The organism is Cyanobium sp. NIES-981 (assembly GCF_900088535.1).
In the GTDB taxonomy this organism is placed as follows: Bacteria; Cyanobacteriota; Cyanobacteriia; order PCC-6307; family Cyanobiaceae; genus NIES-981.
Window position 1 is genome coordinate 2,779,383 of sequence record NZ_LT578417.1, and the last position, 22,978, is coordinate 2,802,360.

Annotated in this window: 20 protein-coding genes; 10 read left to right on the forward strand and 10 right to left on the reverse strand. The window is 69.8% G+C overall.

The window, feature by feature from the left end:
- Positions 1-9 precede the first annotated feature (9 nt).
- The 5 genes from CBM981_RS15655 to CBM981_RS13940 all read left to right on the forward strand — a co-directional run bounded on the left by CBM981_RS15655 (position 10) and on the right by CBM981_RS13940 (position 3,678).
- Positions 10-183 carry a hypothetical protein gene (locus CBM981_RS15655; protein WP_087068881.1) on the forward strand — a complete coding sequence of 58 codons (174 nt, stop codon included), beginning with the start codon at positions 10-12 and terminating at the stop codon, positions 181-183.
- 56 nt (positions 184-239) lie between these two features.
- Positions 240-1,736 carry a phosphatidylserine/phosphatidylglycerophosphate/cardiolipin synthase family protein gene (locus CBM981_RS13925; RefSeq protein WP_087068882.1) on the forward strand — a complete coding sequence of 499 codons (1,497 nt, stop codon included), beginning with the start codon at positions 240-242 and terminating at the stop codon, positions 1,734-1,736.
- A 28-nt stretch (positions 1,737-1,764) separates the two neighbouring features.
- Positions 1,765-1,950, forward strand: coding sequence for a hypothetical protein (locus CBM981_RS13930; protein ID WP_225867414.1), 186 nt, complete (start codon positions 1,765-1,767; stop codon positions 1,948-1,950).
- 73 nt (positions 1,951-2,023) lie between these two features.
- Complete coding sequence (locus tag CBM981_RS13935; RefSeq protein ID WP_087068883.1) at positions 2,024-3,244, forward strand: FAD-dependent monooxygenase; 1,221 nt, start codon at positions 2,024-2,026, stop codon at positions 3,242-3,244.
- A gap of 23 nt (positions 3,245-3,267) precedes the next feature.
- Entirely contained in the window at positions 3,268-3,678 is a 411-nt protein-coding gene (locus tag CBM981_RS13940; RefSeq protein WP_157665485.1) for a hypothetical protein, read from the forward strand.
- 43 nt (positions 3,679-3,721) lie between these two features.
- Here CBM981_RS13940 and CBM981_RS13945 read toward each other — a convergent pair whose 3' ends face one another.
- Positions 3,722-4,210: a hypothetical protein gene (locus tag CBM981_RS13945; protein ID WP_225867415.1), complete on the reverse strand. Its 489-nt coding sequence runs from the start codon at positions 4,208-4,210 to the stop codon at positions 3,722-3,724.
- Positions 4,211-4,350: 140 nt separating this feature from the next.
- On the opposite strand from CBM981_RS13945, the gene CBM981_RS13950 reads away from it, so the two are divergent.
- Positions 4,351-6,012 carry an alpha-D-glucose phosphate-specific phosphoglucomutase gene (locus tag CBM981_RS13950; protein ID WP_087068885.1) on the forward strand — a complete coding sequence of 554 codons (1,662 nt, stop codon included), beginning with the start codon at positions 4,351-4,353 and terminating at the stop codon, positions 6,010-6,012.
- A 22-nt stretch (positions 6,013-6,034) separates the two neighbouring features.
- On the opposite strand, the gene CBM981_RS13955 is transcribed toward CBM981_RS13950, so the two are convergent.
- The 6 genes from CBM981_RS13955 to CBM981_RS13980 form a co-directional block, all read right to left on the reverse strand.
- The gene (locus CBM981_RS13955) at positions 6,035-6,322 is read right to left on the reverse strand and encodes a hypothetical protein (protein WP_087068886.1); all 288 of its coding nucleotides are present in this window, start codon (positions 6,320-6,322) and stop codon (positions 6,035-6,037) included.
- Between the two features lies 1 nt (position 6,323).
- A complete protein-coding gene (locus CBM981_RS13960) occupies positions 6,324-9,599 on the reverse strand; it encodes an efflux RND transporter permease subunit (protein WP_087068887.1) in 3,276 nt (1,091 codons plus the stop codon).
- Positions 9,596-10,702, reverse strand: a complete 1,107-nt coding sequence (locus CBM981_RS13965) for an efflux RND transporter periplasmic adaptor subunit (RefSeq protein WP_087068888.1) — start codon at positions 10,700-10,702, stop codon at positions 9,596-9,598. Before CBM981_RS13965 ends, CBM981_RS13960 begins: the two co-directional genes overlap by 4 nt.
- A 72-nt stretch (positions 10,703-10,774) precedes the next feature.
- Positions 10,775-11,089: a hypothetical protein gene (locus CBM981_RS13970; RefSeq protein ID WP_157665486.1), complete on the reverse strand. Its 315-nt coding sequence runs from the start codon at positions 11,087-11,089 to the stop codon at positions 10,775-10,777.
- Entirely contained in the window at positions 11,086-14,514 is a 3,429-nt protein-coding gene (locus tag CBM981_RS13975) for an efflux RND transporter permease subunit (RefSeq protein ID WP_087068890.1), read from the reverse strand. The genes CBM981_RS13970 and CBM981_RS13975 overlap by 4 nt, the downstream gene beginning before the upstream one ends.
- Before the next feature lie 36 nt (positions 14,515-14,550).
- Entirely contained in the window at positions 14,551-15,669 is a 1,119-nt protein-coding gene (locus tag CBM981_RS13980) for an efflux RND transporter periplasmic adaptor subunit (RefSeq protein ID WP_087068891.1), read from the reverse strand.
- 110 nt (positions 15,670-15,779) lie between these two features.
- Here CBM981_RS13980 and CBM981_RS13985 point away from each other — a divergent pair, with 110 nt between their 5' ends.
- The gene (locus tag CBM981_RS13985; RefSeq protein ID WP_087068892.1) at positions 15,780-18,011 is read left to right on the forward strand and encodes an AAA family ATPase; all 2,232 of its coding nucleotides are present in this window, start codon (positions 15,780-15,782) and stop codon (positions 18,009-18,011) included.
- 99 nt (positions 18,012-18,110) lie between these two features.
- On the opposite strand, the gene CBM981_RS13990 is transcribed toward CBM981_RS13985, so the two are convergent.
- The gene (locus CBM981_RS13990; protein WP_087068893.1) at positions 18,111-18,782 is read right to left on the reverse strand and encodes an alpha/beta hydrolase; all 672 of its coding nucleotides are present in this window, start codon (positions 18,780-18,782) and stop codon (positions 18,111-18,113) included.
- 164 nt (positions 18,783-18,946) lie between these two features.
- On the opposite strand from CBM981_RS13990, the gene bcp reads away from it, so the two are divergent.
- On the forward strand, positions 18,947-19,414 hold the full coding sequence (bcp, locus tag CBM981_RS13995) for a thioredoxin-dependent thiol peroxidase (RefSeq protein ID WP_087068894.1): 468 nt from the start codon (positions 18,947-18,949) through the stop codon (positions 19,412-19,414).
- On the opposite strand, the gene CBM981_RS14000 is transcribed toward bcp, so the two are convergent.
- Positions 19,392-20,120 (reverse strand): type III pantothenate kinase, encoded by a 729-nt coding sequence (locus CBM981_RS14000; protein ID WP_087068895.1) that lies wholly within the window; start codon positions 20,118-20,120, stop codon positions 19,392-19,394. The two genes, bcp and CBM981_RS14000, sit on opposite strands and share 23 nt — an antisense overlap.
- Positions 20,107-20,874 (reverse strand): phosphoadenylyl-sulfate reductase, encoded by a 768-nt coding sequence (locus CBM981_RS14005; RefSeq protein WP_087068896.1) that lies wholly within the window; start codon positions 20,872-20,874, stop codon positions 20,107-20,109. The genes CBM981_RS14000 and CBM981_RS14005 overlap by 14 nt, the downstream gene beginning before the upstream one ends.
- Before the next feature lie 83 nt (positions 20,875-20,957).
- Here CBM981_RS14005 and CBM981_RS14010 point away from each other — a divergent pair, with 83 nt between their 5' ends.
- The gene (locus CBM981_RS14010) at positions 20,958-22,145 is read left to right on the forward strand and encodes an NAD(P)/FAD-dependent oxidoreductase (RefSeq protein WP_369801636.1); all 1,188 of its coding nucleotides are present in this window, start codon (positions 20,958-20,960) and stop codon (positions 22,143-22,145) included.
- Complete coding sequence (locus CBM981_RS14015; protein WP_087068898.1) at positions 22,142-22,792, forward strand: HAD-IA family hydrolase; 651 nt, start codon at positions 22,142-22,144, stop codon at positions 22,790-22,792. The genes CBM981_RS14010 and CBM981_RS14015 overlap by 4 nt, the downstream gene beginning before the upstream one ends.
- Positions 22,793-22,978: the final 186 nt, after the last annotated feature.

Genomic DNA, 22,978 nt, shown 5'->3' on the forward strand with positions numbered 1-22,978 from the left:
CCTGTTCCCATGCGCCTCGTCGTCGCCTTCACCCCGGTCGCCGGGGCGCTCGCCTTTCCGCTGATCGTCCCCCTGGTGCTGCGCTGGGTGGGCCTGCCCGCGGCCGTGCTCTCGGCTGTGCTGGTGGGCACCCTCTGGTTCGTGCTGATGCTGCGCACGGCCGAAATGCCCGGTCACCACTGAACTCCCGCTCTTGAGCAGCGCTTGAGGCAACACTGCCCGCAGCAGTTGTTGCCTCCATGGCCCTCCCCCCTCCGGCGGGCACCACGTCCACCCCGCAGGGGTGCAGGCCGTTGGGGCGCTGGTGCCCCAACGGTCTGGCGCTGCTGCTGCTGGCCTCCCCCCTGGGCCTGGGATGCAGCGCGGCCGCCCGGCTCGGCGGCGTTCCGTCAGCGGCCCCTCCCCTGCCGGCGGGCTTCCAGGTGGTGTTCAACCACCGCGTGGGACCGCGCTACCGCAGCCCGGTGACAGGCCAGTGGCGCTCGGGTGATGACCTGGAGGCCTTCCTGCTGGACAACGTGCGTCAGGCCCGCCGGAGCATCCTGGTGGCCGTCCAGGAGCTGTCCCTGCCCCGCCTGGCGGAGGCCCTGGTGGAGCAGAAGCGCCGCGGCCTTCGCGTGCAGGTGGTGCTCGAGAACAACTACAGCAGCCCTTGGTCAGAGCAGCACCCCGCCGACCTGGAGCCACATCAGCGGCAGCGGCAGGCCCAGCTGCGGGCCCTGGGATGGGGGGATGCGGTGGCGCTCCTGCGCGATGGCGGCGTGCCCATGCTCGATGACACCGCCGACGGCAGTGCTGGCAGCGGCCTGATGCACCACAAGTTCATGGTCATCGACGGGCAGGTGGTGGTGACGGGCTCCGCCAACTTCACGGCCTCCGGGATCCACGGCGACGCCGGTGCCCCCCAGAGCCGCGGCAATGTGAACCACCTGCTCCGGATCGCGAGTCCGGAGCTGGCCAGCCTGTTCACCGCTGAATTCAGACGCCTCTGGGGCGACGGCCCAGGCGGCGCGGCGGACAGCCGCTTCGGAATCGCCAAGGACAGTGGCGGCCTCCAGACGGTGCAGGTGGGCGGCACCGGGGTGAGCGTGCTGTTTGCTCCCCATCGCCGCAGCGATCCCCGGCACGGGCTGCAGTTGCTGGAGACCCTGCTTCTCGACACCCGCCAGCGCGCCGATCTGGCCCTGTTCGTGTTCTCCGACCAACGGCTGGCCGCCGCCCTGGGGCAGCTGCAGGCCCGGGGCGTGGCCATCCGTGTGCTGGCCGATCCCGGCTTCGCCACCCGATCGTTCAGTGAAGTGCTCGATCTTCTCGGTGTGGCGCTGCCGGATCACCGCTGTGGCATCGAGGCGAACAATGCCCCCCTGAAGCAACCGCTGGAGGGCGTGGGCACGCCCAGGCTCGCGGCGGGCGACAAGATGCACCACAAAGTCGCCGTTCTGGATCAGCGCACCGTGATCACGGGATCGTTCAACTGGAGCCCCTCCGCGGCCCATCAGAACGATGAAACGCTCCTGGTGATCCACTCCCCGCTGCTGGCCCGGCACTTCACCGACGAGGTGGATCGCCTCTGGAAGGGGGCCGAGCTGGGGATCACGGCACGCCTGCAGCGCAAGCGCGAGCGGCAGCGCCTGCGGTGTGGCAGCGGCCTGCAACGGCCCCCGACACCTGCCCACCTACGATCGGATCCGACAAGCCATGGTGCTGATGGACTCACGATCGGCCGCCAAGGCTGAATCGGCCACACTGGATGCCATTCAGCTGATGTTGCGGGACCTTCACACCCGCCACGATGAGATCCGTCACCGGGCCGCCTTCCGTGGCTGCACCAAGGAGCTCCTGGACGTGCAGCAGGAACTCGTGGACTACCTGCTCACCAAGAAGAGCCAGTTGATGGGGCAGAGCGAGCGCGAGAGCCTCACCAACCGGAACTACAACGCTTTCCTCTGATCCTGGTCCTTCCTCCGCCCCCCCGACCCGGCCGCGCCTGGCCAGGGCTGCGGCCATCAACCCGCTGGCGGCCATGAACCCGCTGGTGGTGGTGGGGGCCGGCCCTGCGGGGGCGTGTCTGGCCCTGATGCTCGGCCGCCGCGGGCTGCCGGTGGTGCTGGTGGAGGCCGCCTCCAGCCTCGGCCGTCAGTTCCGCGGCGAGGGGCTGATGCCCCATGGCCTGGCAGCGCTGGAGGCCATGGGACTGGCCAAGGTGGTCGCCGCGGTGCCCCACCGTCCGCTGGCGGGGTGGCGCTTCTGCCTGGATGGGCAGCCCCTGTTCCGGGTGGCCGAGCCCCTGGAGGGAGCGGGGCATCGGCCCTGCACCCTGGTGAGCCAGCCGGCCCTGCTGGAGGCTGTGATCGCCCAGCTACGGCACCTGCCCCACGCCCGGGTGCTGCTCGGGGAGCGGGTGAGCGCCCTGGTGCGCAACGCGGAGCGGATCAGCGGCGTGCGGCTGGCCAGCGGGGAGACGCTCGGCGCCGCCCTGGTGCTGGCCTGTGATGGGCGCCAGTCGAAGTTGCGCCAGCTCGCGGGTCTCAACCTGGAGCTGGCCGGCAGCCCGATCGATCTGCTCTGGTTCCAGCTGATCAGCAACGGTGGCGACTCTCCGGACCCCCTGGGGGGGGACTTCCTGACGAGCGTCGGGCGGGAGGGGATCTTCAGTGTCTTCAGCAGTGCGAGCGGCGGGCTGCAGCTCGGCTGGGTGCTGGAGGCGGACGCCCCGACACCGGCGCTGTCGCCGCAGGCCTGGCGGCAGCGCATGGCTGCCCAGAGCCCGCCGGAGCTGGCCCGCTGGCTCCTGCAGGACTCAGGCCCCGCGGCCGAGCCGGTGCGGCTGCGGGTGGAGGTGGGGCTGGCACCGCGCTGGTGGTGCCCCGGCCTGCTCCTGCTGGGGGATGCCGCCCACCCGATGAGCCCGGTGCGGGCGCAGGGGCTCAACCTGGCGCTTCGCGATGCCTGTGTGGCCGGCCAGCTCCTGGGGGAGCGGCTCAGCCAGGGGCCAGCCGAACCCGGAGAGCTCGATGCGGTGCTCGCCCGGATCGCCTCCGTCCGCCGTGGGGAGACCCAGGCCCTGCAACGGCTTCAGGCCCGGGAGGCCGGTCGCGGCCTGCTGCTGCAGCGGCATGCGGCGCTGCGCAGCCTGCTGGCAGCGGCAGCCCCCTGGCTCGGGCCGCCGCTGGCCCGCCACTGGAGCCACAGCCAGCAGGCCCTGCGGCACGGTCTCGGCAACCTGGAAGCAGCCTGGCAATGATGGAAACCTTTCGCAACCGAGCGATGGCCCGCTCCAGCCCATGGGTCCTGCCCGCCCTCGCGGTCCTGGCGGCCCAGGCCCTTGGCCTGGCCGCCGCGGCCTCGGCCCGATCGCAGGACCCCCCCTACCCCAGCCAGGAGCTGCTGCGCCAGCTGCAGCTGGACACGATCGGCTGCGGGCGTGAGAACCGTGCCGACCTGTGCGACAAGGCACGTGCCGCCGCCGATCCCCTGCTCGACCACCCGCGCCTGAGCGCCAACTGCAAGGACGCCCTCTGGCAGATCGGCCTGGAGGCCAGGGTGGCGGCGCAGAACAGCTTTCAACGGCGGGAGAGCCTCACCGCCGTCGCTGCCGATGTGGTGGCGTTCTGCCGGCCGCTCACCCAGCCCCTGGGAAGCAGCGGCTCCGAGCGTCCGGCAGGGAATCCCCGCTGAGGCGTGGATCAGCGTGGGATCAGATCGATGCGAGTCGATGCGATCAAGTCGATGCGATCAGCTCGAGAAGCCGGCGGGCCGTGTCGTCCATGAACGACAAGGGCCAGTGCAGCTGCACCACAGCCTGATCCGCCAGCTGGCACAGGGCATTCCTCTCGCCGGAGGCCCCGCAGCTGGCCGAGAGACCCAGCAGGGCATTGGTGAGCTTGCCGCGCAGGCAACTCTCGGCGCCGCTGCGGGCGAGCACGGCCTCGGCGGCCTTGCGGGTTGCCTGCACCGATTCGGCGTAGGGGCGAACGCGAGCTCCGCCCATCACGGCGGCCTCTGCAGGAGCGACACCCAGGACGGACCAGCAGGCCAGGAGGCCCAGCAGAACCGTGGCGCCGGCCCCCGGAACACGGCGGCCGGCGCGGGCTGGGGCCAGGGCGACGCGGCCCGGCGGGGCGCTGGGCAGGATGCGATGGGCCCGGGTGTCGGGAGCCCGTGTGTCATGGGCCGGGGTGTGCCGGGCCAGGGTGTGGTGCGTGTGCATCCGGGCGCAGCTGGGCAGAGATTCCAGGCTAGGCAGCGCGCCGGGAATCGCCCACCGTGCAGGCACCGTGCCGTAGGCGCGAACACCGGCGCGGCGTGGGGCGCGGCGTAGTTTGGGGCCCAGCAAGGCTGCTTTCCCCCATGGCCATGAACGTCCGGCAGGTGTCACTGGCCCAACCGTTCAGCGACCAGAAGCCGGGCACCTCCGGCCTGCGCAAGAGCAGCCGCCAGTTCGCGACCCCCCACTACCTCGAGAGCTTCATCGAGGCGATCTTCCGGGTGCTGCCCGGGGTGGCCGGCGGCACGCTGGTGGTGGGTGGCGACGGCCGCTACGGCAACCGCCAGGCCATCGGCGTGATCTGCCGCATGGCCGCTGCCCATGGGGTCGCCCGCGTGGTCACCACCACGGGAGGCATTCTCTCCACCCCGGCGGCGTCCCACCTGATCCGCCAGCGGCAGGCGATCGGCGGCATCATCCTCTCCGCCAGCCACAACCCCGGCGGCCCTGATGGCGACTTCGGCGTCAAGCTGAACGGGGCCAACGGCGGGCCCGCGCCCGAATCGCTCACCGAAGCCATTTATGCGGTGACCCAGCAGCTGGAGGGCTACCGCATCGCCGAGGACGCCGCCCCTGTGGAGCCCGGCCCGGGGGGCTGGCTGGAGGCGCCGGGCCAGTGGAGCCTGGGCAGCCTCGCGGTGGAGGTGATCGATGGCGTCGACGACTACGTGAGCCTGATGCAGGGCCTGTTCGATTTCGACGCCATCGCCGATCTGCTGCGAACCGACTTCCCCATGGCCTTCGACGCCATGCATGCCGTCACGGGGCCCTACGCCCACAGGATCCTGGAGGGCCTGCTCGGTGCTCCCGCCGGCACGGTGCGCAATGGCGTTCCCCTCGAAGACTTCGGCGGCGGTCACCCCGATCCCAACCTCACCTATGCCCACGACCTGGCCGACCTGCTGCTGAAGGGGGACAGCTACCGCTTCGGGGCAGCCTGCGATGGCGATGGCGACCGCAACATGATCCTGGGCCATCGCTGCTTCGTGAATCCCAGCGACAGCCTGGCCGTGCTCACCGCCAACGCCACCCTGGCGCCGGGCTATGCCGACGGCCTGGCCGGGGTGGCCCGGTCGATGCCCACCAGCGCCGCCGCCGACGTGGTGGCCCAGGCGCTCGGCATCGACTGCTTCGAGACGCCCACCGGCTGGAAATTCTTCGGCAACCTGCTGGATGCCGGCCGGATCACCCTCTGCGGCGAGGAGAGCTTCGGCACCGGCAGCCACCACATCCGCGAGAAGGACGGGCTGTGGGCCGTGCTGTTCTGGCTCCAGATCCTGGCGCGGCGCCGCTGCCCGGTGGCCACGATCATGCAGGAGCACTGGGCCCGCTTCGGGCGGCACTATTACTCCCGCCACGACTACGAAGCGATCCCGAGTGAGGCCGCCGCCGGCCTCTACGGCAGGGTGCGGGAGATGCAGCCGGCGCTCGTGGGCCAGGCCTTCGCCGGCCGCACCATCCAGCTGGCCGATGACTTCGCCTACACCGACCCGGTGGACGGCTCCGTGAGCCGGGGCCAGGGCCTGCGGCTGCTGCTGGATGACGGCAGCCGGGTGGTGCTGCGGCTCTCCGGCACCGGCACCCAGGGCGCCACGCTGCGGGTGTACCTCGAGAGCTATGTGCCGGCCAGCGGCGACCTCGGCCAGGATCCCCAGGCCGCCCTCGGGGATCTGATCGGCGCCATCGACGTCCTGGCTGAGATCCGCAGCCGCACCGGCATGGAGCGACCCACCGTGATCACCTGAGGGGTTGACACCGGGCCGCACCTCAGCCACCTGGAGGAGGTTCCATGCCCGATCGACCCCGGCGCGTGAGGCTGATCTGCCGCATCGACTCACCCCATGCCCCGCAGAAGCCGGCCATCAGCACGATGGCCACCACGTAGCGAGGGGGAAGGGGGCGGATCGGCGTTCCCGGCGCCAGAGCTGCCCGCTGCAGCAGCACCAGAAGCACGGCCGCCAGCAGCATGAGCACGAGTGCGGCGAGTACGACGCGACGGCGGTCCACGCGCAGCTGACGCCGGGGTCGGTAGCCAGGGGGCTTGGGCAGCGGCAACTCAGGCGGGCGTCTGCGGGGGAAGCACAGGCTCGCTCTGCTGGCTGGCGGGGAACCAGGCCGCTTCGAGATTTTTCATCAGCACATAGAAGCTGGGCACCACGAACAGGCTCAGGCCGGTGGCCACCAGCAGCCCGCCGAAGATCACCGCCCCGAGCGACTGCTGGCTGAGGGCACCGGCGCCGCTGGCCACCAGCAGGGGGAAGAAGCCGGCCAGCGCGGCCAGCGCCGTCATCAGGATCGGCCGCAAGCGGGAACTTGCCGCTCCCTGGGCCGCCTCGGCCGCCGGCAGCCCCTGCTCCATCCGCTGATTGGCCAGATCCACGATCAAGATGCCGTTCTTGGCGGCCAGACCAATCAGCGTCACCAGACCCACCTGGGCATACACGTTGTTCACCTGGCCGCGCAGCACCAGGAACAGCAGTGCGCCCAGCATCGCCAGCGGCACGGTCATCAGGATGATCAGCGGGTCGATGTAGCTGCCGTACTGCGCCGAGAGCACCAGATACACCACCACGATGCCGAGGGCGAACACCAGGGTGGCGAGAGCACCGGCCTGCACCTCCGAGCGGGTGAGCGCCGACCAGGCATAGCCGATGTTGCTGTAATCGAGGCGGCCGAAGGTGGCGGCGAGGGTGGCGATCGCCTGGCCACTGCTGCGCCCGGGGGCTTCCGTGCCCTGAATCAGCACGGTGCGGTAGAGGTCGAAGTGGCTAATGATCGGCGGCGCGCTGTCAAGGGTGGCCGACACCACATTGGAGAGGGGAATCAGCTGGCCGCTGCGGCTGGGAACCGAGAGATTGGCCAGGTCCTGCACCACACGGCGGTGCTCGGCATCGGCCTGCACATACACCTGGCGGTACTGCTGATCCTCGTAGGTCTGGTTCACGAAGGTGCCGCCGGTGAGGGTGCCGAGAACGGCCATCGCCTGGCTGTAGTCGATGTCGAGGGAAGCCATGCGATCGCGGTCCACATCCAGCCGCCACACGGGAGCATCACTCACGAACTGGGTGTAGAGGTTGCGGAAGGCGCCGGTGCGCCGGGCCCTGGCGATCAGCTCATCGGCGAGCCGGTTGAGGTCGGTGGGGGTGTAGCCGCCGTTGCTGAGATCGTTGAACTGAAACGAGAGCCCGCCCTGGGCACTGAAGCCGGGCACGGCCGCCGGTGGCTGGGCCAGCACCAGGGCCCCCGGAATCGTGGCGAACTCCTTGTTGAGGCGGGCGATGATCCGCGCGGCGGACTGCTGCGGGCCATGGCGTTCCTCGATCGGCTTGAAGCCAAAGAAGAACACACCCTGGTTCACCGAGCCGCCATTGAATCCGGCGCCGCCGGCCACCTGGCCGGAGACGATGTCCGGCTCCTTGGCGATGATCGCCTGCACCCTGGAGGCCACCTCCATCGTGGCCTCCAGGGAGGCCTGCGGCGGCAGCTGGATGATGCCGAGCCCGTAACCCTGGTCCTCCGTGGGCACAAAGCCCGTGGGGATGGCCAGGAAGGCGATCCCGGTGAGCACCACTCCACCGAGCAACGCCGACGCCACCAGACGCCGCAGGCGGATCACCTGGGCCAGCAGGCGGGCATACCCCCGCTCCAGGGCATCAAAGAACTGGTTGAAAGCACGGAAGATGGGCATCAGGAAGCTCCCCACCACCGCCCCCGCCAGGCCGAAGAGAACTGCCGGCAGCCAGCCGCCCACCATCGCCCCGTAGCCCGCCCCCAGCAGACCGCTGATCAGGGTCCAGCGCCGGCCCCGAGGCTCGGTCTTGCCGCCGCCGAGCAGCAGCGCCGACTGCAGGGGCTTGCCCGTGATGGCGTTGAACGTGGACACCAGAATCGAGAAGACGATCGTGAGGGCGAACTGGCGGTAGATCACGCCGGTGGCGCCGGGGAAGAAGGCCACCGGCACGAACACCGCCAGCAGCACCAGCGCCGTGGCCAGGATGGCCCCGGTGAGTTCCTTCATGGCATTGGAGGCCGCCACGAACGGGGGATCGCCGGCCTCGATGCGCGCCGACACAGCCTCCACCACCACGATGGCGTCGTCCACCACCAGGCCGGTGGCCAGGATGATCCCCAGCAGGGTGAGCTCGTTGATCGAGAAGCCGAAGGCCTTCACGAACACCATCGCGCCGAGCAGGGCGATCGGCAGAGCGAGGGCGGGCACGGCGGTGGCCTTCCAGTCCTGCAGAAAGAGGAAGATGATCAGCAGCACCAGCACCACCGCATCGCGCAGGGCGTCGAGGGCGCCCTCGATCGAGGCGTTGATGAAGTCGGTCTGGTCGAACACCTTCTCCAGCTTCACGCCGGGCGGCAGGGTGCTGGCGAAGCCCTCCAGCACCTGATCCACGGCACGGGCGGTGGCGATCGCGTTGCTGCCGGGCAGCTGGATCACCCCGAAACCCACGGCCGGGTGGCCGCTGATGGCATTGATCGACGACTGGAAGAAGTTCTGGAAGCCGTATTCCGCCCGGCCCACATCACCGAGGCGAATCAGGCCGCCATCGGGGCCCTTGGCGAGGATCAGCTGCTCGAACTCCTGCACCGTCTTCAGGTTGCCATCCACCAGAAGGGGGAAGGTGCGGCGGTTGTTCGGCACGGATGGTGGGCCGCCCATGCTGCCCGCCACCACCACCACGTTCTGGGCCTTGAGGGCATCCACCACATCGGTGACGCTGAGGTTGAAGCGGGTCAGCCGCAGCGGGTCCACCCACAGCCGGAAGGCCGGGGAGCTGGCGCCAAACACCGTCACCTGGCCCACCCCCTCGGCCCGGGTGAGGGGGTAGAGCAGCTTCAGCTCGAACAGGCCGTTGAGGTAGTTGCGGTCGAACTGGCCTTGGGTGGAGGTGAGGTTGTAGACGAGCAGGAAGCTGCTGGCCGTCTGCTGCACCGTTACCCCCTGGGCAGCCACCTGCGGCGGTAGCTGGGGCGTGGCCGTCTGCACCCGGTTCAGCACATTCACCTGATCGATATCAGGATTGGTGCCGGATTTGAAGTACACATTGATCTGGCTTACCCCCTCGCCGGTGCTGTTGGAGGTGATGTAGTCCATCCCCGGCGCGCCGTTGATCTGCTCCTCCAGCGGACCGGTCACGGCGCTCTCCACCGTGAGCGCATTGGCGCCGGGCAGGTTGGCATTCACCTGGATGGTGGGCGGCGCGATGTTGGGGAGGTTCTCGATCGGCAGCAGGGGCAGGCTGATCACCCCCGCCAGCAGGATCAGCACACTGCACACCGTGCTGAGCACGGGGCGTCGGATGAAGGTGTCCGACAGGCTCATGGGCGGACCGTCTGCACGCGCACGGCCTGGCCACTGCGCAGCTGGGCAAGCCGCCCCACGATCACCCGGTCAGCGGCCGTAAGCCCCGAGCGAACGGGGAACACACCACCCTGCAACTCCCCCAGCTTCACCGGCACCTGGATCGCCACCAGCGAGCCCTCCGGCGGAGGCGGGGTGATCGCTCGCCCGAGCGTCTTGGCGGCCTGATCTGCCGGCACGGCCAGGAACACGAACGTCTTGCCGGCCTGCAGCAGCACCGCCTGCTCCGGGATCGCCAGGGCCGACTGACGATCGAACACCAGGGTGGCCCCCACCCGCTGGTTGTTGCGCAGGGCGCGGTCGGCATTCTCGAAGGTGGCCTTCACGAGCAGGGTCTGGCGTTCCCGATCGAGCGAGGGGGCCACGAACGTGACGGAGCCCCGGGCCGCCGGGCCGGAAACGCCGGCTCCCTGGAGCAGCACCGGCAGGCCCATCCGCACCCGAGGGGCGTCCTCACCGGCCACGTCGAGCCGCACCCACAGCCGTGAGTTGTCGATCACGCTGGTCACCATCCCACCGGCGCGCACCACATCGCCCACCTTGGCCTGGATGCTGCCCACCTCACCATCGATCGGCGCCGTCACGTTCTTGTAGGCCAGGGTCGCCTGGCTGGAGGCGAACTGGTCGCGGCTCTGCAGCGCCTGGGTCACGTAGAAGTCGCGCTCCTTGGTGGAGACGGCTCCCTGCTCGTTCAGAAAGATGTACCGCTCGGCGTTCTGCAGGTCCTTGCGGGCCTCGGAGCGGGCAGCGTCCGTGGCGGCCTGCTGCTGCACCTGATCGAGCCGGAAGAGCAGCTGGCCGCGCCGCACCTGCTCCCCTTCGCGCATCGGCATCGCCACGATGCGACCATCGATCTCGGGGGAGAGCTTCACCTCCCGGATCGCCTCCAGGGTGCTCTGGTAGGTGGCGACGTCACCGAAGGTCTGAGTCCGGGGGTTCACCAGCCGCACCTGGGGGGGCTCCGGTGCCCGTGCGGCGGGTCGCGTGCATCCCACCAGCCCGCCGAGCAGGGCCACGGCACCGAAAACCGTTCCAACGGAGACGTGCCGCACCTGCTTGCTCACTCAGATCACAAGTCGTTCGAAGGGTACCGGCGTTCCCAACCCGTGACGAGGCAGGCGGCAGGTCGTGCCGACTCAGCGGCGCAGGCGGCGGCGGCGGCGGTAGGCCGGATCCGTGGCCGCCGCCTGCAGCTGCCGGATCGCCTCGATCGCCAGCCCGCTGAAGGCGCCGGCGGCGGCCAGCAGCCGGCGCAGCCAGTGCAGCTCGTCGGGGTCGATGTCGTTGGGGGTGTTGGCCACGATCGACTCCATGAAGATGCCGATCAGCCAGCCGATCACCAGGCCCGCCAGCACCGCCAGCAGAACCTTGCGGCCGTTCATCGGCCGCGGCGCCGGCGGTGGGTGGTCCTCCGCCTCAGGCTGGCCGGGAGGGGGAGGAGACTGACTCATGACCCAGAGGGCGCGCCGGGGGCAGGTTCCCGTGCTTCAGCATCGTCACCGAGCAGCGATTTGACCACCACGTAGAACACGGGCACCACCAGCAGGGAGAGCACGGTGGCCACCAGCAGGCCTCCGAACACCACGGTGCCCAGCGAAGCCTGGCTGCGGGCGCCGGCGCCGCTGGCCACCACCAGCGGCAGGAAGCCGAACAGCGACGAGATCGCCGTCATGATGATCGGCCGCAGACGGGAACGGGCCGCCTCCCGGGCCGCCTCGATGGCCCGGGCCCCGGCCGCCATGCGCTGGTTGGCGAGATCGACGATCAGGATGCCGTTCTTGGCCGCCAGCCCGATCAGCATCACCAGGCCCACCTGGGCGTAGATGTTCAGCACCTCGCCGCGGATCGCCAGGAAGGCCAGGGCCCCCAGCATGGCCGTCGGAACGGTCATCAGGATGATCAGGGGGTCGGCATAGCTCTCGTACTGGGCCGCCAGCACCATGTACACCACCAGGATGCCGAGGGCGAAGATCACCACCGCCAGCGAGCCGGCCTTCACCTCCTCGCGGGAGATGCCGGTCCAGTCGAAGCCGAGCCCCTGAATCGCCTGCGCCTTGAAGATCCCCCGCAGGGTATTGATCGCCTGGCCGGAGCTCTTGCCGGCCGCCGCCTCGCCTTCCACCTTGATCGAGCGGTAGAGATTGAAGTGGGGCACCACCGAGGGGCCCTCACTGGAGCGCACCGTGAAGAATTCGGAGAGGGGAATCTGCTCGCCGCTTGCATTGCGCACGTAGAGCGCCTTGAGCCGCTCGGGGGTGGCGCGGCTGGTGTCACTGCCCTGCACGAACACCCGCCGCACCTTGCCCTCCTGGAAGGTGTCGTTCACGTAGAGGCCGCCGAAGTTGACGCTGAAGGAGCGCATCGCCTCGCCGAAGTCCACCCCCAGGGAGGCCAGCCGGTCGCGGTCCACATCGATGGCCAGCTGGGGTGCCGCCGGGGAGAACTGGGTCCGCACCGGCGGCCGGCGGCTGAAGGTGGGATCGGCGTTGGCCGCCTCGATGATCTGGCCGGCCGCCTGGGCGAACCCGGGCAGGTCGAGGTTGCCGCCGCTGCGGTCCAGCAGCTGGAACTCGAAGCCGCCCGACTGGCCGTAGCCGGGGATGGCGGGGGGCTCCACCACCACCACGCGGGCCTCCTGGATCTCCTCGGCGAAGCGGCGGTTGAGGCGCTGCACGATGGCGCCCACCTCCTGGTCCCTGGTGGTGCGGTCCGACCAGTTGCGGGTGCCGAAGAAGAACAGGCCGTTGTTGGGGGCGTTGCCATCCAGGCTGGCGCCGCTGAACAGCGAGGCGGCCGTGATGTCCTTCTCCTCGCGCAGGATGGCCCCCACCTTGCGGTTGATGGCCTCGGTGACCTGGATCGAACCGCCATCGGGGGACTGCAGGATCCCCACCGCGTAGCCCTGATCCTCCACCGGCACGAAGCCCCCAGGGATGGCGGTGAAGGCAAACCCGGTGAGCACGATGCCGCCCGCCAGCACGGCCATCACCAGGCCGCGACGCCCCAGCACCCACTCGAGCAGGCCGTGGTACCTCCCCTCGAGGCCGGCATAGAGGCGGTTGAAGCGGCGGAAGATCACCGGCGTGAACCAGCCGGCGGCGATCCCCAGGGCCGTGAACAGCAGCACCGGCAGCGGCCGGGCGACGCCGGCGAAGAGCAGACCGCTGATCGCACCGCCGATCACGAAGGGCAGACGCAACGGCAACCCCGTGACCAGCTTGGCCCCGTAGCCGACGCCCAGGCCCACCACCACAGCCCCCAGGGCACCGAGCACGCCGGATCCGGCCGAAAGCACCCCGTAGACGAAGCCGATCGAACCGCCGGCGATGGCATAGGTGCGTCGCCCCGGCGGCTCGCCCTCCTGGGCCAGCAGCAGGGCCGCCAGCATGGGGGAGAAGGTGAGGGCGTTGAAGGTGGAAATGGCCACCGAGAAGATGATGGTGGCGGCGAACTGCTTGTAGATCGCTCCGGTGGCGCCGGGGAAGAAGAGCACCGGCAGGAACACCGCGAACAGCACGATCGAAGTGGCGATCACCGCGCTGAACAGCTCATCCATCGTGCCCATGGCCGCCTGCACGGCCGAGCGCCCTTCGGCCTTCTTCGCCGAGGTGTCTTCGATCACGGTGATCGCGTCATCCACCACCAGACCGGTGGCCAGAATCAATCCGAACAGGGTGAGCTGGTTGAGGGAGAAACCAAACGCATTCACCAGGGCGAACGTGCCGATCAACGCCACGGGAATGGCGATGCCAGGCACCAGCGTGGCCTTCCAGTCCTGCAGAAACAGAAACAGGATGAGCACCACCAGCATCACCGCATCCCGCAGCGAGCTCACCACCCCCTGGATCGAGGCATTGATGAAGTCGGTGCTGTCGTAGATCTTCTCCATCTTCAGCCCCACCGGCATGGTGCTCTGGAACTCATCGAGCACCGCCTTGATGCCCCTGGAGGTCTCCAGGGCGTTGGTGCCGCCGAGCTGGTACACCGCCATGCCCACCGAGGGCACGCCGCGGATGTCGGTGGCCCGCAGGGCATAGTTCTCACCCCCCAGACTGGCCTCGCCCACATCGCGCAGGCGCACGATGCTGCCCTCGGGGGTGGTGCGGATGATCAGATTGTTGAAGTCCTCCACGCTGATCAGGCGCCCCTGCAGTTGCACGGTGAAGGTGAACTGCTGACCGCTGGGCGCCGGTTCCCCTCCCACCTGCCCTGCGGGCACCAGCCTATTCTGGCTGCTCAGGGCAGCCACCACATCGTTGGACGTGAGACCGAAGGCCGCCAGTTTGTCGGGGTCGAGCCACAGCCTGAAGGCCAGGCGGCGTTCCCCGAAATAGGTGAGCTCTCCCACGCCGGGAACCCGGCGGATGGCATCGGTGAGGTTCTGATCGAGCAGGCCGCTGATGGTTTCAGCCGAATAGCTGATGTTGTCAGGATCCTCACTGACGAAGTTATAGACCAACAGGATCTGGTTGGAGGCCTTGTTGACCACAACACCAGACTGGCGCACCTCATCCGGCAGGGATGGAGTGGCCAGGGCCACCTTGTTCTGGACATTCACCTGGTTGATGTCCGCATTGGTGCCACTGGCAAACGACACCGTGATTTCGCTGCGGCCATCGGCGGAACTGCTGGAGCTGATGAAGTCCATGTTCTCCACCCCATTGATCTGCTGCTCCAGAACATTGGTCACGCCCTGTTCCACCGTGATCGCGTCGGCACCGCCATAGAGGGCGCTCACGTTCACCGTGGGTGGCGCAATATCCGGCAGATTCTCGATCGGCAGCACCGGGATGGAGATCAACCCGGCGATCACGATGATCAGGCTGCACACCGTGGTGAGCACCGGCCGGATGATGAAGCTGTTGGAGGGAGACACAGGAGGCGATCGACAGGCCGGAGGAGAGCTGTGGCTTCAGTTGAGCTTCACCGGTGTGCCGTGCCGCAGATTGAGCAGGTTGGTGGTGATCACCTGGCTGCCCGGGCCCACCCCGTCCAGCACCGCATAGCGGTTGTTCTGGAGCGGGCCGAGCTTCACCGGCGTCTGCAGGGCGAAGCGGGTGCCCGGGGTGGCCTGGCTCAGCTTCTCCAGCTGGGCGATCGGCGCCTTGCCCGGCTCGCGGCGCAGGTCGTCGATGGTGCCCACCCGGAACACGAAGCTCTGGCCGGAGGTCTGCGTCACGGCGGCGAACGGCACGGCCGGCAGGATCTGACGATCCAGCTCCACCAGGGTCTGCAGCCGCAGCCCGGTGCGGAGCAGCCCCGACGCATTGGGCAGTTCCGCCTTCACCAGCAGACCCTGACTGGATGCCGTCACGTTGGGATCCACGAAATTGATCGTGCCGCGGGCCAGGGTGCCGCTGGCATCCGGCTTGCGCACCACCACCGGCTGGCCCAGCTTCACCCGCGCCGACTGCACGGCTGGAATGTCGATCCGCATCAGCAGGCGGTCGTTGCGGATCACCTTGGTGAACGGCGTGTTGGCCTGCAGCACATCCCCCTGTTTCGCCTCCAGATCACTCACCACCCCGGCGATCGGGGCCGTCAGGTTGCTGAAGGCAAGATCGGCCTCCCGCGCCTTCACGTCCTGATTGGCCTGCAGGCAGCGGGCCCGGAAGCTGTCCCGCTGGAGCACACTGGCGGCCCCCTTGGCGGCCAGGAAATCAAAGCGGCGGAAGTCGATGCAGAGGTTGTCGCGTTCCTCCCGGGCGCTGGCGAGCTGGGCGCGGGACTGGGTCTGATCGAGCTGCAGGATCGGCTGGCCCTTCTGCACCAGCTGACCTTCCCGCACCAGCAGGCGTTCGATCCGGCCGGTGACCCGGGTGGCGAGGGACACCTCATCGAGGGCCTCCAGGGTGCCGATGGTGTCCACCACCTCCTGGAAGGGCGCGGTTTCCACCGGGATGGCCGACACGGACACCACCCGCGGCGGCGGCGGCGCCGCCGGCCCGCAGGCCGTGAGCAGCAGCACACCGGCGGCCCCGGCGGCCAGGGCTGTTCCGGCTCCTGCGTTGGCTGTGGGCCGAACCAGCACGGGATTCCCGCATCAATGGGCGCAGTCTGGGGGGTCGGCCCACCGGATGCCAACCGGCGTGGCAGGCGTCAGGATCGTCCACAACAGCCCCATTCCTGGCGTCGCTTCCCTTGGCCGATCTGTTCAGCCATCACGGTGAGCAACGGCGCCAGGCCCTGGCGCCTCTGGCAGAGCGGCTGCGGCCGCGCAGCCTCGATGACTTCGTGGGTCAGGAGGGAATTCTCGGCCCCGGCCGGCTGCTGCGCCGTGCCATCGCCGCCGACCGGGTCGGCAACCTGATCCTGCACGGTCCGCCCGGCACCGGGAAAACGACCCTGGCCCGCATCATCGCCGGCACCACCCGGGCCCACTTCACCAGCCTCAACGCCGTGCTGGCCGGGGTGAAGGACCTGCGCACCGCGGTGGACGAGGCGCGGACACGCCTGGAGCAGCACGGCCTGCGCACGCTGCTGTTCATCGACGAGGTGCACCGCTTCAACGCCGCCCAGCAGGATGCCCTGCTCCCCTGGGTGGAGAACGGCACCGTCACCCTGATCGGCGCCACCACGGAGAACCCCTTCTTCGAGGTGAACAAGGCCCTGGTGAGCCGCTCCCGGCTGTTCCGCCTGCAGCCCCTGGAGCCCAGGCATCTGCATCAGCTGCTGCAGCGGGCCCTCAGCGACGAGCAGGTGGGCTACGGCCGGATCGCCGTGCAACTCACCCCCGAAGCCGCCGACCATCTGGTGGACGTGGCCGCAGGTGACGCCCGCAGCCTGCTCAATGCCCTGGAGCTGGCGGTGGAGACCACGGAAGCCGATGCGGAGGGAGTGGTGCGGATCGACCTGGCCATCGCCGAGGAATCGATCCAGCAGCGGGCCGTGCTCTACGACAAGCAGGGGGACGCCCACTTCGACACGATCAGCGCCTTCATCAAGTCGCTGCGGGGCAGCGATCCCGATGCCGCCCTGTTCTGGCTGGCGCGGATGGTGGAGGCCGGCGAGAACCCCCGTTTCATCTTCCGGAGAATGCTGATCGCCGCCGGCGAGGACATCGGCCTGGCCGACCCCCAGGCGATCGTGGTGGTGGAGGCCTGTGCCGCCGCCTTCGAGCGGGTGGGACTGCCGGAGGGCCTCTACCCCCTGGCCCAGGCGGCGCTCTATCTGGCCGGCACCGACAAGAGCAACAGCGTGCTGGGCTTCTTCGACGCCCTGCGCAGCGTGCGCGAGGCCCAGCGGCAGGCCGTGCCCGCCCACCTGCGCGATGCCAACCGGGATGGCCAGGCCTTCGGCGACGGGGTGGGCTACCGCTACCCCCACGCCTATGCGGAGCACTGGGTGGCCCAGCAGTACCTGCCGGCAGCCCTGCAGGGAGAGCTGTTCTGGCAGCCCGGCGGCCTCGGCTGGGAGGGCCAGATCCGCAGCCGCCAGCAGCAGCGGCGCGCCGCCCAGCTGGCCGCGGCCGCTGAAACCGATGCGGAGCAGGGGGAGATCCTCAGCAGCGGTCCGGATGATCCCCAGCTGGAGCGCTGGCTGCGACGTCAGGCCGCGGCCGAGGGCGCCAGGCTGGACCAGCTCAGGCGGAAGCTGTGGAGCGGAGCCCGCTGGCAGCGGCACGACCGGGTGCTGATCCTGGAGGCCCGTTCCCTGCTCTGGGCCCTCGACCCCCTCGAGGCCACGCCGGAGGGCGGCGTGGTGATCACGGTGCCGAGTCGGGCCGAAGAGGAGCGGCTGCAGGCCCAGCTGCAGGTGCTGGATGCGCTGCGGCGGCCCGAGATTCTGGTGGTGCCGGTCGATGAACCCCAGGCCCTGATGCGGGCGCTGGGCCGCAACCCGAGCGGCCGGTTCGAGTGGATCGGGGCGCGCCATCCCTGGCGTGGGGTCAGCGAAAACGTGCTGGCGGCCTGGGTGGGGACCCTGGCGCCCCTGCTCAGCGCGCGGGGCCAGTGGCGGTTGCTGTTCAGCCATCCCGAGCTCGGTCCGGCGGAAGCCCTGCAGCGCAGCCGGCCAGACCGGGATCCCCAGCCGCCCGCTCTGGCGGCTGTGGTAGCGGCTGAACAGGCAGCCCTCAGCCGCCAGCACGGCAGGACCGCTCTGCTGGAGCAGCTGCTCCGGGCCCACCACCAGCTCATCCGTGCGGAGCAGTGGAGCGAGCAGCTGCAGCTGCGCCTGGACGCGCCACTGGTGCAGCGCTGGATGGCTGCTGGCAGCCGCTACCGCCGCGAGCTCGCCGAGGGGGCGGCCAACCCCTTGGATGGGCAGGCCCTCCGCGCCCTGGCCGTGGCGCTGGAGGGCCGGATCGGCCGCGACCTGCCGCAGCAGCTGCTCCACACCCTGCTGATCGGCACTGCGTCCCCCTCCGGATAGCGGCGCCGTGCCTGGCACGCAAAAGCCCCGGGGTGACCCGGGGCTCAGAAGGGGCGGCGGGCGCTCAGCGCAGCCGCCGGCCCACGCGGGTGGACGCCGTCACCAGAGGCCGCGGATCACCTCGGGCTGGGCCATGGGGGCGGGAGCCGGAGCGGTGCGCACCTCGGCCACGGGGTCGCTCATCTGGTTGGCCTGGATGCAGGCGGGCAGGAAGACGTACCAGGAGAGCAGGGAGGTGCACTGGGCATCCCCCTGGCAGCGGCCTTCGGCGCAGACGTTCTGGGCACCGGTGTAGGTGTTGCAGAAGTCAGCCAGGCGCATGTCCGTGGGGAGGGCGGTCATGATGCCGGCCGAGGAGATCTGGCCGTCCCGGGCGTCCTCGATGATGGCCGCCCGCAGCGCCTGCACCGAGTAGTTGGTCATGCTCCAGTACGGGAAGTAGCTGGTGGTCTGGTTCTTGAGGAACTTCACCCCCTCATCGGAGTAGAGGAAGCGGGAAACGCCGATCAGATCGACGTCGTAGGTCTTGTTCATGCCGTCGCGCACCTCATCGGCGGTCCAGCCGGAGCCGTTGAGCCCCCCCTGGAGTCCGCGATCGGTCACCTCACCGGTTTCCAGATAGGTGTTGAAGGCATCCTGATTGGTCGACCAGACGGCACCGCCGGTGTTCCAGCGCACCGGCAGATCGTTGTCGACGGCAGCCGAGGCGGGGAGTGCCGCGGTGGAAAGGGCCGCACCAACAAACAGTCCGGCCAGCAGGCGGTTGATCACGAGACTTGAAGATCACTTCAATTTAAAGCTAGCCATCACCCTCGGCCTTGACTCTGATGGGCAAGACGGGTCTACAAACCGACACCTGAGCGGAGCCCACGCCGCAGGCATGGGGGCATGGGACGGCAGCCCGTAGGCTCTGACACAAGCTGTGTCACTCCACGATGGCCCTCGCGATCGGCGAAGCCGCCCCCGACTTCACCCTGCCGGACCAGGAGGGACGGCCCGTGAGCCTGGCCGCGCTCCGGGGCCAGCGGGTGGTGATCTACTTCTATCCGAAGGACGACACCCCGGGCTGCACCAAGGAAGCCTGCAACTTCCGCGATCAGTGGAGTGCCTTTGCCGAGCACGGCATCCAGGTGCTCGGGATCAGCAAGGACGGGGCCGCCAGCCACAGCAAGTTCATCGCCAAGTACTCCCTGCCCTTCACCCTGCTCACCGACGCCGAGCCCTGTCCCGTGGCGAGCGCCTACGAGAGCTACGGCCTCAAGAAATTCATGGGGCGGGAGTACATGGGCATGATGCGCCACACCTTCGTGGTCGACCCCGAAGGCAAACTGGAGCGCATCTACACCAAGGTGAAGGCCGAAACCATGGCGGACACCATCCTCACGGACCTGGGCCTGGCCTGAGTCGCACCAGGGCCCGCAGGGCCAGATCGGGATCGGGGCTGAGCCCGAGTCGCGCGGCCAGCACGGCCCCGTCGCCGCCGGTGATGCGCAGCTGGCAGCTTGGAAACTCGCGGCAGGCGTCCTGCCAGGCGGCCTGCACGGCTGCCGCCAGACCTGCGAGCACCCCCACCCGCATCGCCGTCACCGTGTCGGAGGGCCAGTCGGTGCCGGCGCTGCCCGCGTCCCCTGCCTGCGCATGCAGCCGCGGCAGCTGGGCGGTTTCCGACGCAAGCGCCCTCCACTGCAGGGCCGCTCCGGCCAGGATCCGCCCACCGGCGAAGCGGCCGGCCCCATCCACCCGGGTGAGGCTGAGGGCCGTGCCCGCGTCCGCCACCAGCACCGGAAGACGGCAGTCCTGCCAGGCCTCCCAGGCCACCAGGGCCCGGTCGACCCCCAGCCAGGGCGGCGCCGACGCCAGGGGAATGTGGGCCAGCGTGAGGCGCCGCGCCGGGTCGAGGCCGCTCCGCGCCGGCAGCGGGCCCACCGCCGCCCACGCCACCGGGCCCTCGCCAGGAAGCGGCTCCCCTGGTTGTGGCTCCCCCGTCTGCGGAGGCCCACTCCAGCACTGCAGTCCGTCAGGGGTGGCCATGGCCCAGTGCCAGCGGCTGTTGCCGATCAGCAGCCAGCGGTTGCGGCCGGGATCGGCACCCCGCTCAGATGCCTTCACCCATCAGGCCAGGCAGATGGATGCCGCACTCCTGCTTGAGCCCGCCGAAACGGGTGGCTCGACCGTTGGTGGTGCCGTCGTCGGGAGCGCTGGAGTGCCAGTCACCCACGGTGGAGTAGCCGAGGGCGAAGAGGGGATGCTGGGGAAGACCGTGCTCCTCCATGTAGTAGTACACATCGCGGTTGGTCCAGCTCAGCAGCGGCCGCAGGGCCCAGCGCTGCCGCACCACATCGAGCACGTGCATGGAGCGGCGGTGGTCCGTCTGGGTGCCGCGGACCCCGCTGGCCCAGCAGGCCACCTGGAGATCGCGCATCGCCCGGTCCAGGGGTTCGACCTTGCGCAGCCGGTGGTACAACTCGAGATCCTCCACCTTGCCGGTGTCCCAGAGGCGGCCATGCAGCGCTTCCATGCGGGCAGGACTCAGGCGGGCCTGGGCCACGTGGGGCACCAGGCCCAGGTGATCGGAAAGCTGTTCGGCGTACCGGTAGGTTTCCGCCGGCAGATAGCCGGTATCCACCCAGATCACGGGCACCGGCGAGCCGCTGCGGCGGCCCAGCAGGCTCACCATGTGAAGCAGCACGGCGGACTGGATCCCAAAGCTGGTGGTCGCCGCGAAACCATCCCCGAACGTGTTCCGGGCCCAGCCGAGCTGATCCAGCGGCGACAGACCCGTCAGCCGCTGGCGGGCCGCCTCCACCAGCACCGGCTGGCCATCGCGGTCGGTGGGCAGGGTCGGAGCCTGGGCTGTCACCATCCATCCATCATCACCTCTGGGATGGACCCCTGGTTAGGGTTCGTTTCTGCGTGTGGGCGGCCCCCTACAGAGCCATGTCGGCCATGACAGATCCAGCGCAGGGAACCCCAGCGCCGTCCCACGGTCCGATCGTGATCGTGGGCGGCGGCTTCGCCGGCCTGTACACCGCCCTGGCCCTCGCCGAGCAGCGCCAGCCCCCTCCGGTGCTGCTGATCGAACCCCACGACCGCTTCCTCTTCCTGCCCCTGCTCTACGAACTGCTCAGCGGCGAGCTGCGGCGCTGGGAGATCGCCCCCCGTTACGACGCCCTGCTGGCGGGCAAGGGGATTGCCTGGTTGCGGGATCGCGTCACCCACATCGACGCCACTGCCCAGACGGTGAGCACGGAGGGGGGCCGCCGGCTGGGATTCAGGCAACTGGTGCTGGGCACCGGAGGCACCACCAGCAGTTTCGGGATTGCCGGAGTACGGGAGCACGCCCTGGGATTCCGGACCCTGGCGGATGTGGAACGCCTGCAGCAGCTGATCGCCGAACTGCGCAGCCAGCAGTTACCCCTGCAGCGGCTGGCCATCGTGGGAGCCGGTCCGAGCGGGGTTGAACTCGCCTGCAAGCTGGCCGACCTGCTCGAGGGGGCCGCCCTGATCGAACTGATCGAGCAGGGGGGCGAAGCCCTGCCCCAGTGCCGGGCCTTCAACCGGGAGCAGGCCCTGCGCGCGCTGCAGAGCAGGGATGTGCGCCTGCGCACCGGCACCCGGGTCCAGGCGGTGGGCGCCTCGCAGCTTGACCTGCACGGGCCGGCTGGCAGCGAGAGTCTGCCGGTGAGGGCCGTGGTGTGGACCGCCGGGCTCGCCTTCCAGCCCCCCACCATCACGCCCGCGGCCGTGGGCGAAGGGCGCGGGCGACTGTGCTGCGAGCCCAGCCTGCGACTGCGCGGCTTCCAGCACCTGTTCGCCGCCGGCGACATCGCCGCCCTCGATGGCGAGGAGGGTCCCCTGCCCGCCACCGCCCAGGTGGCGTTTCAACAGGCCAGCTGCCTGGCGGCGAATCTGCTGCGGGCCGGCGCCGGTGAACCGCTCGAGCCTTTTCGCTACAGGGATCTGGGTGAAATGGTGAGCCTCGGGGTGGGTGAGGCCAGCCTGGTGGGGAGCGGCCTCACCCTGGCCGGTGCGGCCGCCTACCAGCTGCGGCGGCTGGCCTACCTGACCCGGCTGCCGGGGCGAACCCATCAACTGCGGGTGGCAGCCGGCTGGCTGGCGGACTGGCAGCCATGACCGCCCCGCCCCCCGGACGGCGCCCGCAGGGGCTGCTGCTCGATGCGATGGGCACCTTGGTCGGCCTGAGGCAGTCGGTGGGCACCACCTATGCGGCCCAGGCCAGCCAGCATGGGATCCACCTCGATCCGGCGGCCCTGGATGAGGGCTTTCGCCGGGCCTACCGTTCGGCGCCGCCGCTGGCGTTTCCGACCCTCTCGGGGGCTGACCTGGCAGCAGCGGAGCTGGCCTGGTGGTCCGCCGTGGTTTGCTCGAGCCTGGAATCGGCGGGGGCCACCGAGGTGCCGCCGGGGTTGTGCCATGCGCTGTTCGACCACTTCGCCACGGCGGCCCCCTGGAGGGTGTACCCCGAGGTGCCGGGGCTGCTGGAGCGCTGGCATCGGCGGGGCCTGCGGCTGGCCGTGGTGAGCAACTTCGACAGCCGCCTGCACTCCCTGCTGGAAGAGCTGGAGCTGGCGCCCTGGCTGGATGCCGTGGTGGTGTCGAGCAGCGCCGGAGCCGCGAAACCCGATCCGGCGCCCTTCCGGCAGGCCCTGCAGCAGCTCGGCCTGGACGCCGCGGCGGTGTGGCACGTGGGCGACAGCCCCGAGGACGAAGCGGGCGCCGCGGCAGCAGGGATTCCCTGTGTGCTGATCAGGCGGCCTTGAGACAGGGCACCGTCGCGGGACGCACCACGGGGCTGCGGCCGGCCCAGCGGCGCCGTCTGGAGCGGCTCTGTCACAGGCGCCATCCGGAGGATGGCATCGCCGAACCCCTGGGCCTGCAACGCCTCGCCGCCGAGAGCCGCGAGCTGGGCCTGCCGATCACCCTGGTGGTGGATGGCCGCGGACTCT